We start from the raw sequence: 13389 nt of genomic DNA on the forward strand, positions 1-13389 counted from the left end.
AGTATTGTGGTCCTCTCTCCTGAAAACAACAAAGCCCCCTCTTCTCAAGAACACTTCGTGGTCACAGATGTCCAAGCCTCTGAATCCGGTATGTATAAGCTTATCTTGCGGGAGATAAAGTAAAGATACGCTTATTTATTTTAAAAATATGAAGTCACCTATTGACAATACGGCAAAAATGTGTCTATTGTTGAGCTAGGTGCCTGAAAAACACCTTGATAGCAAGTGGATTGATTGTCGAAATAATCAGTTTTCCGCACATTAAAAGCTTTGACTCATTGTATGTTACACGCATATAATGACTTTGTCGGGTGTAGTTACGCTATACAATACCCTTTTGGGAAAAGCGTAACGACGGACTTGCTACCGTGTTTTTCAGCGCCCGGCGCTTTCTAATTAAAGTGTCAATGAAAAACGTCTAAATAGCAAGGAGTTCTCATGAACACTCTTATTCCGATATCGGAACAAACTGTTGGACAGGAAACTGTTCAAACCGTCAATGCACGTGAATTGCATAGTTTTTTAGAAGTAGGTAAAAAATTTGCGGACTGGATTACTGAACGTATCAACAAATATAATTTGGTAGAAAATCAAGACTTTGTTTGCTTCCCTATTTTGGGAAGCAAAGGCAGGGGTGGTCACAATCGTAAAGATTATCATCTAACTTTAAGTGTAGCCAAAGAACTTTCTATGGTTGAGAACAATAAGAAAGGTAGAGAAGCGCGTTTATACTTTATTGAGTGTGAAAAACGGTTAAAACAAGTAGCAACACCACAGATAGCTGCATCACAAGTTGATTATTCCAAACCCGAAGCATTACTTGGTGTCTTGAATCACTTACAAAGTCAAATTGAGCAAAAGGATAACACCATTGCTGAATTAGCACCAAAAGCAGAGGCTTTGGAAGGTCTAAAACGCTCTGATGGTTTGTTTGGTTTAATTGAAGCCGCGAAGATGTTGGAGGTACGACCAAAGGACTTAACCGACTACTTGCGTCAAAACGATTGGGTCTATCGCCGTGCTCCAGGAGCACCACTGTTACCTTATCAGGATAAGATCAAGAAAGGATTTATGGATTGTCCTGCTATCACCATTCAAAGACCGGATGGTACAGAAAAGGTCCTGCCTTCAACGAAAATCACACCAAAAGGATTGGCATGTTTGAGAGAACAAATCCATGGAGGTGTACAATGAAGATAGATACCAACTTCTTATGTGACTTATGGATGGCATTATCTCGATTTTCTAGACATGAAAATATGAGCGATAAAGATTGTACTGCTCTGGTTGACACTATGAGTGTAATAGAAAAAGCTTTGATTTCAAAACTTCAAGATGACGTGCCCAATATTACAAAAATCTTGGCAATTTTGACAGATTTTGGAGCTTCAGAACTGCCACATAGCATGGATTCTTTGTTGCGAACTTACGAACCAGATTTAGAGAGCCCCATTAAAAAGGTTGCTTAAGTAAAAAACAAAACTCCCCTCCCTGTTCTCAAAATGGGGAGGTGGTTAAACCCTACATTCAAATTTATTGATTTTGGCAAATTCGTCTGCTTTTTCAGTTTGTAATATACTAACGTCATAAGCAGCTTGCATGTTAAGCCAAAATTCAGCAGTAGTATCAAAAAAATAGGCTAATCTGAGAGCAGTATCGGGAGTCACTGGACTATTTTCAGCAACAATACGTTCTATTCTCGTGCGTGGAACATTTAATGCTTTTGCAAGAGCATAAGCAGAGAGAGCATATTCTTTTAAATATTCCTCTCGTAAAATTTCTCCGGGATGAATCGCTATATAATTTTTCATCTCGACCTCCTACAGATCAATGATAATCTACGATTTCAACTTCATAGGCACCATTAGAGCGCCATTCAAAACAAATACGAAACTGGTCATTAATACGGATAGAATATTGACCTTTACGCTCTCCTTTCAACGCTTCTAAACGATTTCCCGGAGGACTGCGCAAATCTTTAAGATCAACTGCTTTATCGAGCATAAACAACTTTCTTTGGGCTATACGCACTAGAGTGGTGGGAAAGCCTCTGGGCAGATTGCCTTCTAAAAGATCTTTACACCGCTTATCAGCAAAAGATTCAATCACCAAATCACCTTTATTCGTTCTTTTACGTATCATAACACGATACCAATATAAAGAAAAGGATAAATGTTAAATAACAGGAGCCCCCATGCATCCGAGAGAGACGATAAGAGAAACATTTGTTGCGTTGATCAAAGCAGCAAAGACGGCAGCTGGTGACAATGTTTTCAATATGCGTGACTTCAATTTATTTATTGAAGCAATGCCAGCTATTAATATCTCAACACAAAGTGAAACAATTGAAGATGGACATGATTTTGGCTTAAGGCGGCGTGTTTTAACAGTAGATGTTGAATGCTATGCAACATGTGAAGATGGCGCACGTTTTGTTGACCAATTAGCATGGGAAGTTGAAGAGATTTTCCATGCCAACCCCAATCTTAACAACACCGTTGAGACATGCCGCCTGCAAAATATTGCTTTTGCCTTTGGTGATAATGGCGCTCTAGCACTCCACGGTGCAATTTTAACCTTTGAAGTCATTTATGTGACAAATATCCCCAACATGAATGAAGAAGAAGGCAGTGTAACAGCAAGAATCGTTGAACCTTTCTTAAGCTTTGAACCAGAAACAGGCGTGAGAAATAAAGATAAATACCATAAAATTGAAGGTGGACATGTTAGAGCGGCGCGATAAAGAAATCACAGATCTAAAGAGACGTGTGGCAAATATGGTTGTGGTGGGGAAGATTAGCCATGTCGACCATAAAAACGCACGCTATCGGGTAAAAAGTGGCAATCTTGTCAGTGACTGGATTCCAGATACCCAAGCCCGCGCCGGTAAAACACGTTCTTATGAAGGGCGTGATGTTGGAGAGCAAGTAGTTGTTATCTCGTCATCAGGGGATTTGTCACAAGGGATGATTGTGGGTTCCATTCATACAGATGCTAATCAAGCAGCCGATAAGGGCAGCATTCACCGAACGATATACCCTGATGGAACCAGCCTTGAATATGATGATGAACAAAACACTTATGGAATTCACATCAAATCCGGCGGAAAGTTGATCCTGACAATCGCTGATGGTGTGTCACTAAAAGGTGATGGTGGCAAGCTAGAGCTTACCGCACCGGAAGGCATAAAGATTGTTTCAGAAAGCGATATAAATTTAAACGCAAAAGGCGGCATCTCTTTGAAGGCTGGTGATGGCATTTCACTGAATTCGAATGATAGTCTCTCTCTTCATTCTGGAAATAATGTTTCCATTCATTCAAGTGGACTAAAGCATAACGGCACCAATGTAGGAGAAACCCATGTTCATGACGGTGTTTCCCCTGGTGGTTCTATGACAGGAGGTCCCAATTGAACAGTGGAATGGACCGTACAACAGGAAAGCCATTGACCGGCATTGATCATTTGCGTCAATCAATCCTTGATATTTTGTTAACGCGGATTGGTTCGCGTGTAATGCGGCGTGATTATGGTTCACGTGTTGCGGAACTCATTGATGCACCGGTTAATAATGCTTTTGCTGTTGCTCTTTATGCTGCTGTTGCTGAGGCTTTAGACAAATGGGAACCGCGTTTTAAATTGAAAAAAATTGATTTTAAAAGGGGTGAGAATGGACACGTTTCTTTATCCTTTGAAGGCATTTATTTGCCATCCGGCAAGCCCATTACCATGGAAGGATTATTGATAAAATGAATGGAGTGCTTGCAAAACCAGACATCATCACAGAACTTTCTTTTGAAGAAATACGCGCTGCTGCTCTTGTCCATTTAAAAGAGCTTTTGCCTGAATATACCATTCTTGAAAGTGATCCGTCCGTAAAAGTCATAGAGGCTTTTAGCTATCGAGAGTTGCTGTTAAGACAGCGTATTAATGAGGCAGCACGCAATAATATTCTTGATTTTGCAATCGGTGAATCTCTTGATGCTTTGGGAAACTGGCATGGTATTGCCCGCATGGAAGAGGAAAGTGACGAGAGATATCGTGAACGCATACAGCTTCATGCCCGTGGAGGTAATGGGAGCGGGACAGAGCCCTATTACAAGCTTATCGCTCTCTCAAGCGATAGTCGTGTGAAGGATGCCATTATTTATCGTAAAGGCAAAGACCCAACCATCTATGTTGCTCTTTTTGGTAATAATGAAGAAGGAACAGCCTCTGAAGATCTCATACAAACAGTCTCAGAAGCTCTTCACAGAAAAAATATCATCATGACCAATGATACGATTATTGTGCATGCTGCTGTCAAAAAAGTGCTGGACTTAGAAGCAGATGTTTGGCTGTTACCGGAAACATCTTTGAAAATTCTCACGACAATGGAGGCAAATTTAAGAGCAGCATGGAGACAAGAACAAGCCATTGGTCGTGAATTAAGCCTCTCGTGGTGGATTTCAAAACTAATGATTTCTGGTGTCCAAAAAGTCATTGCCATTACCCCAACACAAGACAGTATGGTTTGTGATGAAGAAATTTTATCGATTGGAAAAATCACCTTAAACTTCAAAGGGCGTGCCCGCTAATGGTTGGTTCCCTCCTTCCCACAAACGCAACAGAATTTGAAAAGCGCCTTGCCGATGCTTGCGATTTTCATCCAGATATTGATGGTTCTGTTTTGGGGATTTCACGCGCAAAACTGATCACACGCCCTCCCCGTTTCTTACCGTGGCTCATTGAAGAATACGGGCTTGGAGAGCTTACGCCTTATGTTCCAAACCTCTATGATTTGATTGATCAAGGGCTTCAATGGCAGAGGATACGTGGCTCACTTGCGGCAATAGAGATAGGGCTTGAATGGTTAGGGATTTCGGCACGCTTTCAACCCGCATGGACGGGGCGCGCATGGTGGAATTCCTTTCAACTTGATTTTGATCAGTTGCCTGAACGCAAAAGCCTTGAAGCCATTGAAGCGATTGTCGGACTTTCCAAAAGTTTGCGCTCTGATTTTCGCCGTGGGACCTATGGTTATGATGTGCAAGCTGTTGAATGCAATATGTCACGCCTTGATGACAGCATATTGGAGTATGAAAGCGGTGTTCGCTTAACAGCTGGGGGCACTTTGTTTTCCTTTGGGCGCACAACAGAAATCAATCATACCCTCACAAAAGAAGAAGGCAGGCTTATTGGCAATTGGATTGATGATGGGGATGAAGAGTTAAGCTGGGACCTTATTGATTATCCATGGGATATGGCAAATTTTCCGTGGTGTTCGGTCAAAAAACATGAACGCGATATACTCATGGCAGAATGGTTTCATGGTCGCACGCTTTATTTGGCTTTAAGAGACGAAAACAATACTCTGATTGGGTATCGCCGATGCAACATTGTCCAGCCTGTAGAGCAGGTTTTAGAGGGTGTTTACAACCATTGTGGCAACAGATTTAACCCTTCTACAACAGGCACTCTGTTGTTTCTTGCAGCCCGCACAGATTTTGAAGATGTTGAGGACAAACAAGCCGCCGCTGTTTCCCTTCTCGTTCATGGCTGTCTTGCACAACAAACCCCTCTTGGCAAACTTTGGTTAGGGGCTGATGAGCTAAATGGCGGTGTAGAGATACTCAAAACGCCTATCAATATTCCTTTGCGTGCCGATGTTCGCGAACAATTCAAGATTTTATTGAGGTTTTAATATGAAGCATGAAAGTGGTTTACCCTTTGCAATTGACAGATCTCGCGGCAAAGAGGAACAACAAAGTGTTGTCTTTTATGGCACGCGTCCCTTTATTCAAAGTGGTGAACTGAATGAAGTTCAAACCATCATCAGGGGGCGTCATGACCGCTTGGGGCGCCTTGTTGCAAAAGAAGGAGACCGCGTTGAACGGGCTGATGCTTTTGTCAACAAAGAGACAAGGACCGTCACTTTAACGGATGGCAAGATTTATATCGCAGGCGATATTTTCCCCGTTGCACCCGCTGTACTCAACAATGTTGCCATGATTGGGCGCTTGGAAATTGGTGTGAAGCTGCAAAAAAAATGGATAACACACGAAGATGATCCAGAGCTATTGGGACAAGTCTCTGGTACCTTAGCAGAAGGAGAGCCCGGAGCGGCACGCGAAACAGCAAAGCTTGTTTGGGCACTAAAAGAGGATGCGCAGAATGGCACTTTCTTTCCGGTTTATATTTTACAAGATGGTGTTCTGATTGATCAAAAATCGCCCTCATTGCTTGAACCCGCCATGCAAGCTATTGCGACGTACGACCGCGCCCATGGGCATTATATCGTGAGTGGCTGCCGTGTGAGCGCATTGGGAGCAAATAATGGTTGCCAAGTGTTTAGTATTCAAGAAGGAGAAGCCAATATCAATGGCTTTAAACGCAAACGCTTAGCGGCTTTGCGCCATGAAGAGCCAGAGGATTTTTCGACAAGCGTTGTTCCTAGCGAAACGCATATTTTTGCGCCTCCAAAAGGGAAAAACAGTTTCACCTTTAAACCCTATTATTTTCCTATTGCCGATATTCAATCTCTTTTGTTGACAAAAGAAAAGTCCGTTACCGTCACCCGTGGTGCCGTTGCTGCTGGGCGTGATGGTGTTCCTGATAAAAGCATCACCGCGTTTATCAAAATCGTTCAAGGAAGCAAGGAATTTAAAGAAGGCACAGATTTTAAAAAAACCGGAGACACCATTGATTGGGCACCCGTGGGAGACGAACCTTTAGCAGGGAGCAGCTATAAGGTGACTTACCGCTATCGCGCAAAAATCACGGTTGATAAGGTAACAGCAAAGGAAATCACAGTCTCAGGGGGTGCGGAGGGTGGTGATATTATCGTCAGTTACACTTACAAACTCCCCCGCATTGACCGTATCGGTCTCAACACGGGGGGCAATGTGGTTTACATCAAAGGTATCTCAGTAGACCAACCCATGGCACCCAGTGTCCCTGATGATGTGTTGTCCCTTGCAACCATTACCAACAATTGGCTTGAAACGCCGGTTGTGGTCAATGATGGCACACGGGTTGCCCCCTATGATGAGATGTGGCGCTATTTTCAACGGGTGCTTTCGCTTGACCGTCTCATGCAATTAGAGCGTATTAAAAGCAATGTTGACTCTAAAGAACCCGTTGCCAAAAAGGGCATGTTTGCAGACCCTTTTCTTGATGATAGTTACAGAGATGAAGGCTTTCAACAAACAGGTGCTGTAGGCAACGGCATTTTACAGCTTGCCATTGACCCAACATTCTATACTGCTCCTTTAAAAGCGCCTGTCACGCTTGACTGGACAAATGAAGTGATTATTGCGCAAGAATTGACAACGGCTTGCGAAAAAATCAATCCTTATCAAAATTTTGCAACCTTACCTGGTACAGTAACCCTTGAACCCGCGACAGACTTTTGGCATGAACAGCGTACCGATTGGCTCTCGAGTATCACCAATCAAATCATTATGGGAAAACATCGCGGCAGTACCATACGTAGAACAGAAGTAAGCGATAATTTCATCAACACACATCAAGAACAAATAGACTTTTTAAGACAAATTACCCTTCACGTTAAAATTGAAGGTTTTGGCAGTAGCGAAATCTTGGAAAGTCTTACCTTTGATGGTGTGAATGTTTTGCCTAATTATCCCCTTTTTGCCAATTCCTATGGCGTCCTTGAAAGCACTTTTAAGATTCCTAAAAATATCACCGCTGGCACAAAAAATGTTATCGCACAAGGCAGAGGTGGAACAATTGCAACGGGGCTTTTTACCGGTCAAGGTGTGATTGATGTGAAAGTGATGCGGCGCACCACAACAGTGAAGATATGGACGCAATTTGACCCACAAGCGCAAGTCTTTACCCCCGATGAAACACGGCAAATAACGGGGATTGACTTTCATCTTTGCAAAATCGGTAATGAGAACCATGATTTGGTGATTGATTTGGTCACTACAGAAAACGGTTATCCGACCGCCGATATTCAAGCACAAAGCTTTTATTCTATGAAGGGCGCAAAGCTAGGGTGGGCAGAGGCACGCTATGATGTACCACTCCTTGTCCCCGATGACCGCTTAACGGCTTTCGTTATCAAGACAGATGATAGTAATCATTCCGTCTCCTTAGCAAAGCTTGGGGATTTTGATGCAGAAAAACAAAGGTATGTCTCAAGCCACCCTTATGTAACGGGTCCACGCTTTTCTTCTGTTAACGCACAAAGCTGGACTGCTCATCAAGATGAGGCTTTAGCCTTTCGAGTGCTGGCGGCACGCTACACACAAACAGAAAAAACCATTGATCTTGGCACTTTTGATCTTGTGGACTGCTCTGATTTACAAATACGCGCAGCCATTGAATTGCCTTCAAGCGATTGTTCTGTCATCTTTGAAATTGAAAGAAACAACGGCACGGTTTATCAACTCCTTCCCTTTCAATTACTCAGTCTTACCGAATATATCAGTGAAAAGGTAAAGCTCCGCGCTATTCTCAAAGGCACCGAAAAGCTCTCACCCGTTTTGTTTGCTCCTGTTCAATTGATTGCGGGGAAGATTCATAAAACAGCCACTTATGTCACCCGTGCTTTTGCCTTTGGGGAAAAGGCAAGGTTAACGAGCTATATCAAAACATTTTTACCAGGCGGTGCAACCTTTACACTCGAGATGCAACTGGATGATGGTGGTTTCACCCCTCTCACATTAGAGGAAACAGAACAACTCGCTGAACCACTTTGGACAGAGCGCAAATTTGTGAGCAGCGATAAAACAGCCAAACAAGCACGTTTGAAATTGACCCTTACCGGTGGACCAGCAGCGCGGTCCATGGTGAGTGATTTTGGCGCTGGCATATTGTGATGGGAGAACAGAGATGACAAAAACCAAAAAACTCGACATGGAATTGCCTAAAGAGGGGCGTTTTATCAGTTCTGAATTCCCAATCTTGCGCGAAAACTTGACAAAAATTGATCAGGCAATAGCCGATATTGAGGAAAAGGTAGACGAAAAAGCGCCTTCAAAACACACGCATACCATAAGCGAAATCACAAATCTAGAAAGCGCTCTCAATGGCAAAATGGCAGCCGATAAAACCTTCTCATTTGCTGATTTAAGCGATATCGAGGGGGCAAAAGATGCTGCCAACAATTATGTTCTCTATAAATCAAGCAATAATAACTTCACCTTTGGCAGTGCAATATCTTTGCTTGGCTCTCATCAACATAAGATTGAAGATATTGTGGGGCTTGATGATTTTAGAGCTAAGATCAACGAAGATCTCACAAGCTATGGACACCTCACAAGCCCAAATGAATGGCAAAGTTATAATAAATTTACCAGCAAAATCACTATGAGTGGTGGCTTAGAACTGTTGGGTAATTCGTCGTTTAATCTCACCCATAATGGTGAAATAGTTACCAGTTTAAGCACAACGGGAAGCACGTTGAAAGGACCGCTTAAAGTCGATGGAGATCTTGTTTATACGAAAGAGCAAGTAGATGCAGCTATCTTGGCAGAAAGAGAAAAAATTAAAAAAGATTTGATTGAGAATATCATTAACTGGCCTGCACTTGCTGATGCTGAACTGCTGTATACACAAAATGGAAAAATTCAATGGCCCGATTGGGTAACGGACCAAACCAAGGTTGAGATCCAAGCTTGGGGTGGTGGCGGTAGTGGTGGTGGAGCAGATACGCCAGGATTAGGAGGAGGTGGCGGCGGTGGCGGTTGTTCAGTCTGGTATGGCTATAAAGCCAGTTTAAATGGTCATGAAGATATAGTCATTGGTAAAGGAGGAGCTTCTGTTTCAGGGCGGGGTGTACAAGGTAAATCTGGAGAAACAACAATCATTGGCAAAAATTTTATTACCGCTACAGGAGGAGAGTATGGTCGTGCTGGTTATCCTATTTACTCAAATAATCGTATTTCTGGCCGCCATTCAGGCGATGGCGGTGCTGGAGGTACAGGTGGAAACTTTGGTTTAGCAACGGATGACCACTTAGGAATTGCCAAAGGCGGAAATGGTTATGCTGGGACAAGCGGAATCAATGGAAAAACAAGCGGTAATGGCGGTGATGCTGGAGGCGATACATCAAGGGGTGGAGCTGGAGGGATAGGACTAGGTTCCTACAGTTCAGGAAAAGCAGGGCGTGGTTTTGGTGGTGGTGGTGCTGGCTCTCATGGAGATTCCTCTCCAAGCGGCGCTGGAGCTGATGGCGCTGTCCTCATAAGATTGTGGAAAGATTAAATGGTTATAAAAAACCACAAGAGAAAGATGATCAAAACTAAGCTATAATATTACATTCAGAAAGCATTCCAATACGATAGAACGGAACTAACAAGAACTCGTGAAAAGAGGATGTATTTTAGGTTGTTTATGTTTTAGAGCTTGCGCTAAATCATAATTTGCCTGCATAGCTAGCCAAGCACGTGCAGTACTCACACCAGCCATTTCAAGCCTAATAGCGAGATTGGGACTAATAGCGGCTTTCCCATTTAAAACCCTAGAAAATGCTACACGAGACATACCAAGCCGTTCGGCTGTTTCACTAACAGATAAGCCAAGTTCTGCGATTACATCTTCACGCAAGAGTTCACCAGGGTGTGGAGGGTTTTTCATCATTTTTTAGCTCTCCTTATTTAATGATAATCTAGATAATCAACCAATTCGACATCTATACCAACAAAACGGAATATTACACGCCAATTTCCATTTACTGTAATTGACCAATAGCCCTTAAGATCACCTTTTAGAGGATGTAATCGAAAGGACGGATAATTCAAATCATTTGGTGATATAGCTACGTCAAGAGCACCTAGAATACGCCTTAACTTTTGAGTATGAGCAGACTGAATTCCTTTTGTAATGCCAGTATTGTAGAAGGCTTCAAGCCCTTTATGTTTAAATCCCAAAATCATAACATATTGTATCGTGTATAGTTACCAAATACAAGAAAAAATTTCATAAATCCTAATAAAATGCCTTATCATTGATTTAAATAACCAATCGCAGGAACAAGATCTTTAGCGGCCAAGTTCATTTGTTCCATTCTAAATTTAATAGCCTCAATTGGATGAGGAGGAGAAACAGGATAGTGCTCTGCTTCATAAGCTTCAATTAACAAAACAAGAGTTTTCATTCTATCAAATTCTGGAGTATTAACTTCTGGCTGCTTATCAAACATTGCAGACACAATCTCTAAGGCTTCTTGGTAATCTCTCTCTGTACGAATTGGTTTGATATTCATTTCTTAAATTACACAGTATTGATGTTATACTGTTTAGATTGTAATGGTTTTTAAGTTAATTGCAAAGAAGACTATCTATGAATACACGCAATCCTAATCGTTGTCCTACTCATCCAGGAGAAGTTTTGGCAGAAATTATTCCTGAAACTGGTAAAACGAAGACAGAAATCGCACAGATTCTTGGTATATCACGCCAACATCTCTATGATATTCTAAATGCCGAAAAGCCTATATCTCCTTCTCTTTCGGCTTGTCTTGGCAAAATGTTTGGGAATGGAGCTGCCATATGGTTACGTATGCAAGCCAATTATGATGCGTGGCATGCTGAACGTGAAACAGATGTTAGCAAAGTTCCAATACTCCACGCTGTTTGACTTTGTGACTCAATCTCTAGAGACTTTTCCAAGTGGTTTTATTGCTTTAACTTCTTTAATTTTAAGTGCAATTTTACGCACGAAAGCGAGGCTAAAACGCCCTTGTGGTTTTAAATCTTCAAAGTCAAACAAAGATTCGCAAGGAACAACATTAAATTCATCAACACGCACCCAAGATTGCTTTTGCAACCCCGCACGTCTACATTCTATCTCAGGTACTTTTAAGCTATATTGTAAATTAATAGGCTCCTGAGAAGTAATAGGAAACAAAAAAATATGGCTTTTAGTTTTAACCATAACACAGGAAGGACGCGCTTTGCGCCCCGAATGTTCACCTTTTTGCGCTTGTTCGTGCCATAAATAATAATATTGAACAACATCCCCTGCTTTAAACATGTTCGTCGCCATTTAAAATATCATCTAAACCACGATCTAAGTCGTCTAATATATTTTGCGGTGCATCTGCATAAACAAAAGATTGTGCACCAGAACGCGCTTTTATTAATTCATGATATAAATCAACAGGAAGCATAATGATTTTTTCACGCCCTCGCTTTGTCAAAGCTACAGGTGTAGACATAGCCTCGTCTAAAATATCGCCTGCCCCGCGGTTTACATCTGTAAAACTATATTTTTTCATATGCACATCCTATCTTTAATGTATAATACGTATTATACGTACAATATGTATTATGTAAAGATATTTTATGCTGTTAACTACCTCCCCGCCTCAAAGGCGAGGAGATAAAATCATGTTTTTAAACTTAAGCTACTTTTGCAACAGGGCTTACTAAAACTCGTTTGGCTTCTTCAACAAGCGTTTTATAATGTTTGCTCTCTTCTGCTAATGTAAAAGCTTTCACAAGATGCATGTGAAGCGGTCCATAAATATAAACAGCTTTTTCAGTAGGTCCCATTTCGTCCCAGTTGCTTGGAAAATCAAAACGTGTATCACGGTCATTATCAATTAACTGGTTTTTTAAATCATAGAAAGCTTTAACGAGGGCTTTTTTGAATGCACGCACCATATCATTGTTACGCATATAGGTCATGAGTAGAGTGGCTTGTGGTTCATTGAGGATAGCAATTACTCTCTTTTGACCACCTTTACCGTCTCTTTTACTCACTTGGATTTCAAATCCAAGTGAACCAAACTCTTCAAAATCCTTACGATTATTGCGTACTAACTGTATAACTGTTTTATGCGTATTCCCCACACCCTCAGCAATTTTTAAAGAGGTTGTGACAACGATGCCATCATTGTTGATTGTCACTAAATTGTTCATGATGAACTCCTAATGGTTTTAATGTCTCTATTGACACCCCCAAGGGTGCCGGGCGTTAGAAACACGGCCATTAGTCCGTCGCTATGTCTTCCCCTCGTGAGAAGGTATTGTATAGCATAGCTACACCCGACAAAATCGTTATATGCCAATAATAGCATAAAAGACAATCAGTATTTTAAATGCATGGGAGAGATCTTACGTGACCTATCCGCTAATGGTTTAGTGTTTCTAGCACTTGTGATTCGAATAACATGAGGGTTTATTAGTGTCAATATGCTTTTAAAAAATTATTTCACATATTGTTGTTTTCAAAGGATCGCATTTGAAATGCTACCCTTTACTATTCACTCGCATTTGAAATGCGAGTGAACCAAAATTCTTATGTTTTACTGTTTTAAAGGGTGCGATTTCAAATCCAACCCTCATTTTTCCCATTCATTTTCATTAGCCAACCATTTAAAGGAGCATAAAGTATGGCAACAGGTTTTCTACACGGTGTTGAAGTTGTCGAGGTTG

The 13389-nt window shown here is 41.7% G+C and carries 18 protein-coding genes; 10 read left to right on the forward strand and 8 right to left on the reverse strand.

Annotation, left to right across the window (positions count from 1 at the left end):
- The first annotated feature begins 438 nt into the window (after positions 1–438).
- Together ACFINO_RS08115 and ACFINO_RS08120 are read left to right on the forward strand one after the other, a co-directional pair.
- Positions 439–1194 (forward strand): antA/AntB antirepressor family protein, encoded by a 756-nt coding sequence (locus tag ACFINO_RS08115; RefSeq protein WP_375655400.1) that lies wholly within the window; start codon positions 439–441, stop codon positions 1192–1194.
- On the forward strand, positions 1191–1469 hold the full coding sequence (locus ACFINO_RS08120; protein WP_375655401.1) for a hypothetical protein: 279 nt from the start codon (positions 1191–1193) through the stop codon (positions 1467–1469). Before ACFINO_RS08115 ends, ACFINO_RS08120 begins: the two co-directional genes overlap by 4 nt.
- Positions 1470–1514: 45 nt before the next feature.
- Here the strand turns inward: ACFINO_RS08120 and ACFINO_RS08125 are convergent, their stop codons facing one another.
- Together ACFINO_RS08125 and ACFINO_RS08130 are read right to left on the reverse strand one after the other, a co-directional pair.
- Positions 1515–1811 (reverse strand): HigA family addiction module antitoxin, encoded by a 297-nt coding sequence (locus ACFINO_RS08125; protein WP_004861504.1) that lies wholly within the window; start codon positions 1809–1811, stop codon positions 1515–1517.
- 16 nt (positions 1812–1827) lie between these two features.
- Entirely contained in the window at positions 1828–2142 is a 315-nt protein-coding gene (locus ACFINO_RS08130; RefSeq protein ID WP_375610725.1) for a type II toxin-antitoxin system RelE/ParE family toxin, read from the reverse strand.
- 52 nt (positions 2143–2194) lie between these two features.
- On the opposite strand from ACFINO_RS08130, the gene ACFINO_RS08135 reads away from it, so the two are divergent.
- The 7 genes from ACFINO_RS08135 to ACFINO_RS08165 are packed head-to-tail and all read left to right on the forward strand — an operon-like array spanning position 2195 to position 10213.
- Positions 2195–2743: a hypothetical protein gene (locus ACFINO_RS08135; protein ID WP_375655402.1), complete on the forward strand. Its 549-nt coding sequence runs from the start codon at positions 2195–2197 to the stop codon at positions 2741–2743.
- Entirely contained in the window at positions 2724–3413 is a 690-nt protein-coding gene (locus ACFINO_RS08140; RefSeq protein WP_375655403.1) for a phage baseplate assembly protein V, read from the forward strand. The genes ACFINO_RS08135 and ACFINO_RS08140 overlap by 20 nt, the downstream gene beginning before the upstream one ends.
- Positions 3410–3751, forward strand: coding sequence for a GPW/gp25 family protein (locus ACFINO_RS08145; RefSeq protein WP_375612353.1), 342 nt, complete (start codon positions 3410–3412; stop codon positions 3749–3751). Before ACFINO_RS08140 ends, ACFINO_RS08145 begins: the two co-directional genes overlap by 4 nt.
- Positions 3748–4575 carry a baseplate J/gp47 family protein gene (locus ACFINO_RS08150; protein WP_375655404.1) on the forward strand — a complete coding sequence of 276 codons (828 nt, stop codon included), beginning with the start codon at positions 3748–3750 and terminating at the stop codon, positions 4573–4575. Before ACFINO_RS08145 ends, ACFINO_RS08150 begins: the two co-directional genes overlap by 4 nt.
- Positions 4575–5681: a phage tail protein gene (locus ACFINO_RS08155; protein WP_375655405.1), complete on the forward strand. Its 1107-nt coding sequence runs from the start codon at positions 4575–4577 to the stop codon at positions 5679–5681. Before ACFINO_RS08150 ends, ACFINO_RS08155 begins: the two co-directional genes overlap by 1 nt.
- 1 nt (position 5682) lies before the next feature.
- Complete coding sequence (locus ACFINO_RS08160; protein ID WP_375655406.1) at positions 5683–8826, forward strand: DUF4815 domain-containing protein; 3144 nt, start codon at positions 5683–5685, stop codon at positions 8824–8826.
- A 13-nt stretch (positions 8827–8839) separates the two neighbouring features.
- Positions 8840–10213, forward strand: coding sequence for a Bgr_08870 family protein (locus ACFINO_RS08165; RefSeq protein ID WP_375655407.1), 1374 nt, complete (start codon positions 8840–8842; stop codon positions 10211–10213).
- Positions 10214–10300: 87 nt separating this feature from the next.
- Here the strand turns inward: ACFINO_RS08165 and ACFINO_RS08170 are convergent, their stop codons facing one another.
- The 3 genes from ACFINO_RS08170 to ACFINO_RS08180 form a co-directional block, all read right to left on the reverse strand.
- Entirely contained in the window at positions 10301–10588 is a 288-nt protein-coding gene (locus ACFINO_RS08170) for a HigA family addiction module antitoxin (RefSeq protein WP_126602638.1), read from the reverse strand.
- Between the two features lie 17 nt (positions 10589–10605).
- Positions 10606–10884, reverse strand: a complete 279-nt coding sequence (locus ACFINO_RS08175) for a type II toxin-antitoxin system RelE/ParE family toxin (RefSeq protein WP_375640091.1) — start codon at positions 10882–10884, stop codon at positions 10606–10608.
- A 68-nt stretch (positions 10885–10952) separates the two neighbouring features.
- Positions 10953–11213 carry a type II toxin-antitoxin system HigA family antitoxin gene (locus ACFINO_RS08180; protein WP_375655408.1) on the reverse strand — a complete coding sequence of 87 codons (261 nt, stop codon included), beginning with the start codon at positions 11211–11213 and terminating at the stop codon, positions 10953–10955.
- Positions 11214–11290: 77 nt separating this feature from the next.
- Here ACFINO_RS08180 and ACFINO_RS08185 point away from each other — a divergent pair, with 77 nt between their 5' ends.
- Complete coding sequence (locus ACFINO_RS08185; RefSeq protein WP_375655409.1) at positions 11291–11587, forward strand: HigA family addiction module antitoxin; 297 nt, start codon at positions 11291–11293, stop codon at positions 11585–11587.
- A gap of 9 nt (positions 11588–11596) precedes the next feature.
- Here ACFINO_RS08185 and ACFINO_RS08190 read toward each other — a convergent pair whose 3' ends face one another.
- The 3 genes from ACFINO_RS08190 to ACFINO_RS08200 all read right to left on the reverse strand — a co-directional run bounded on the left by ACFINO_RS08190 (position 11597) and on the right by ACFINO_RS08200 (position 12873).
- The gene (locus ACFINO_RS08190) at positions 11597–11983 is read right to left on the reverse strand and encodes a hypothetical protein (RefSeq protein ID WP_375655410.1); all 387 of its coding nucleotides are present in this window, start codon (positions 11981–11983) and stop codon (positions 11597–11599) included.
- Positions 11976–12227 carry a type II toxin-antitoxin system Phd/YefM family antitoxin gene (locus tag ACFINO_RS08195; protein ID WP_375623751.1) on the reverse strand — a complete coding sequence of 84 codons (252 nt, stop codon included), beginning with the start codon at positions 12225–12227 and terminating at the stop codon, positions 11976–11978. The genes ACFINO_RS08190 and ACFINO_RS08195 overlap by 8 nt, the downstream gene beginning before the upstream one ends.
- A gap of 124 nt (positions 12228–12351) precedes the next feature.
- Positions 12352–12873, reverse strand: coding sequence for a Rha family transcriptional regulator (locus tag ACFINO_RS08200; RefSeq protein WP_375655411.1), 522 nt, complete (start codon positions 12871–12873; stop codon positions 12352–12354).
- Between the last annotated feature and the right edge of the window lie 516 nt (positions 12874–13389).

The sequence above is a fragment of the Bartonella sp. AA83SXKL genome, assembly GCF_042196965.1.
GTDB lineage: Bacteria > Pseudomonadota > Alphaproteobacteria > Rhizobiales > Rhizobiaceae > Bartonella.

Excerpts from the sequence above, each read along its gene's own strand:
- ACFINO_RS08115 (WP_375655400.1), top strand. The coding sequence starts at position 439 with ATGAACACTCTTATTCCGATATCGGAACAAACTGTTGGACAGGAAACT.
- ACFINO_RS08120 (WP_375655401.1), top strand. The coding sequence starts at position 1,191 with ATGAAGATAGATACCAACTTCTTATGTGACTTATGGATGGCATTATCT.
- ACFINO_RS08125 (WP_004861504.1), bottom strand. The coding sequence starts at position 1,811 with ATGAAAAATTATATAGCGATTCATCCCGGAGAAATTTTACGAGAGGAA.
- ACFINO_RS08130 (WP_375610725.1), bottom strand. The coding sequence starts at position 2,142 with ATGATACGTAAAAGAACGAATAAAGGTGATTTGGTGATTGAATCTTTT.
- ACFINO_RS08135 (WP_375655402.1), top strand. The coding sequence starts at position 2,195 with ATGCATCCGAGAGAGACGATAAGAGAAACATTTGTTGCGTTGATCAAA.
- ACFINO_RS08140 (WP_375655403.1), top strand. The coding sequence starts at position 2,724 with ATGTTAGAGCGGCGCGATAAAGAAATCACAGATCTAAAGAGACGTGTG.
- ACFINO_RS08150 (WP_375655404.1), top strand. The coding sequence starts at position 3,748 with ATGAATGGAGTGCTTGCAAAACCAGACATCATCACAGAACTTTCTTTT.
- ACFINO_RS08155 (WP_375655405.1), top strand. The coding sequence starts at position 4,575 with ATGGTTGGTTCCCTCCTTCCCACAAACGCAACAGAATTTGAAAAGCGC.
- ACFINO_RS08160 (WP_375655406.1), top strand. The coding sequence starts at position 5,683 with ATGAAGCATGAAAGTGGTTTACCCTTTGCAATTGACAGATCTCGCGGC.
- ACFINO_RS08165 (WP_375655407.1), top strand. The coding sequence starts at position 8,840 with ATGACAAAAACCAAAAAACTCGACATGGAATTGCCTAAAGAGGGGCGT.
- ACFINO_RS08170 (WP_126602638.1), bottom strand. The coding sequence starts at position 10,588 with ATGATGAAAAACCCTCCACACCCTGGTGAACTCTTGCGTGAAGATGTA.
- ACFINO_RS08175 (WP_375640091.1), bottom strand. The coding sequence starts at position 10,884 with ATGATTTTGGGATTTAAACATAAAGGGCTTGAAGCCTTCTACAATACT.
- ACFINO_RS08180 (WP_375655408.1), bottom strand. The coding sequence starts at position 11,213 with ATGAATATCAAACCAATTCGTACAGAGAGAGATTACCAAGAAGCCTTA.
- ACFINO_RS08185 (WP_375655409.1), top strand. The coding sequence starts at position 11,291 with ATGAATACACGCAATCCTAATCGTTGTCCTACTCATCCAGGAGAAGTT.
- ACFINO_RS08190 (WP_375655410.1), bottom strand. The coding sequence starts at position 11,983 with ATGTTTAAAGCAGGGGATGTTGTTCAATATTATTATTTATGGCACGAA.
- ACFINO_RS08195 (WP_375623751.1), bottom strand. The coding sequence starts at position 12,227 with ATGAAAAAATATAGTTTTACAGATGTAAACCGCGGGGCAGGCGATATT.
- ACFINO_RS08200 (WP_375655411.1), bottom strand. The coding sequence starts at position 12,873 with ATGAACAATTTAGTGACAATCAACAATGATGGCATCGTTGTCACAACC.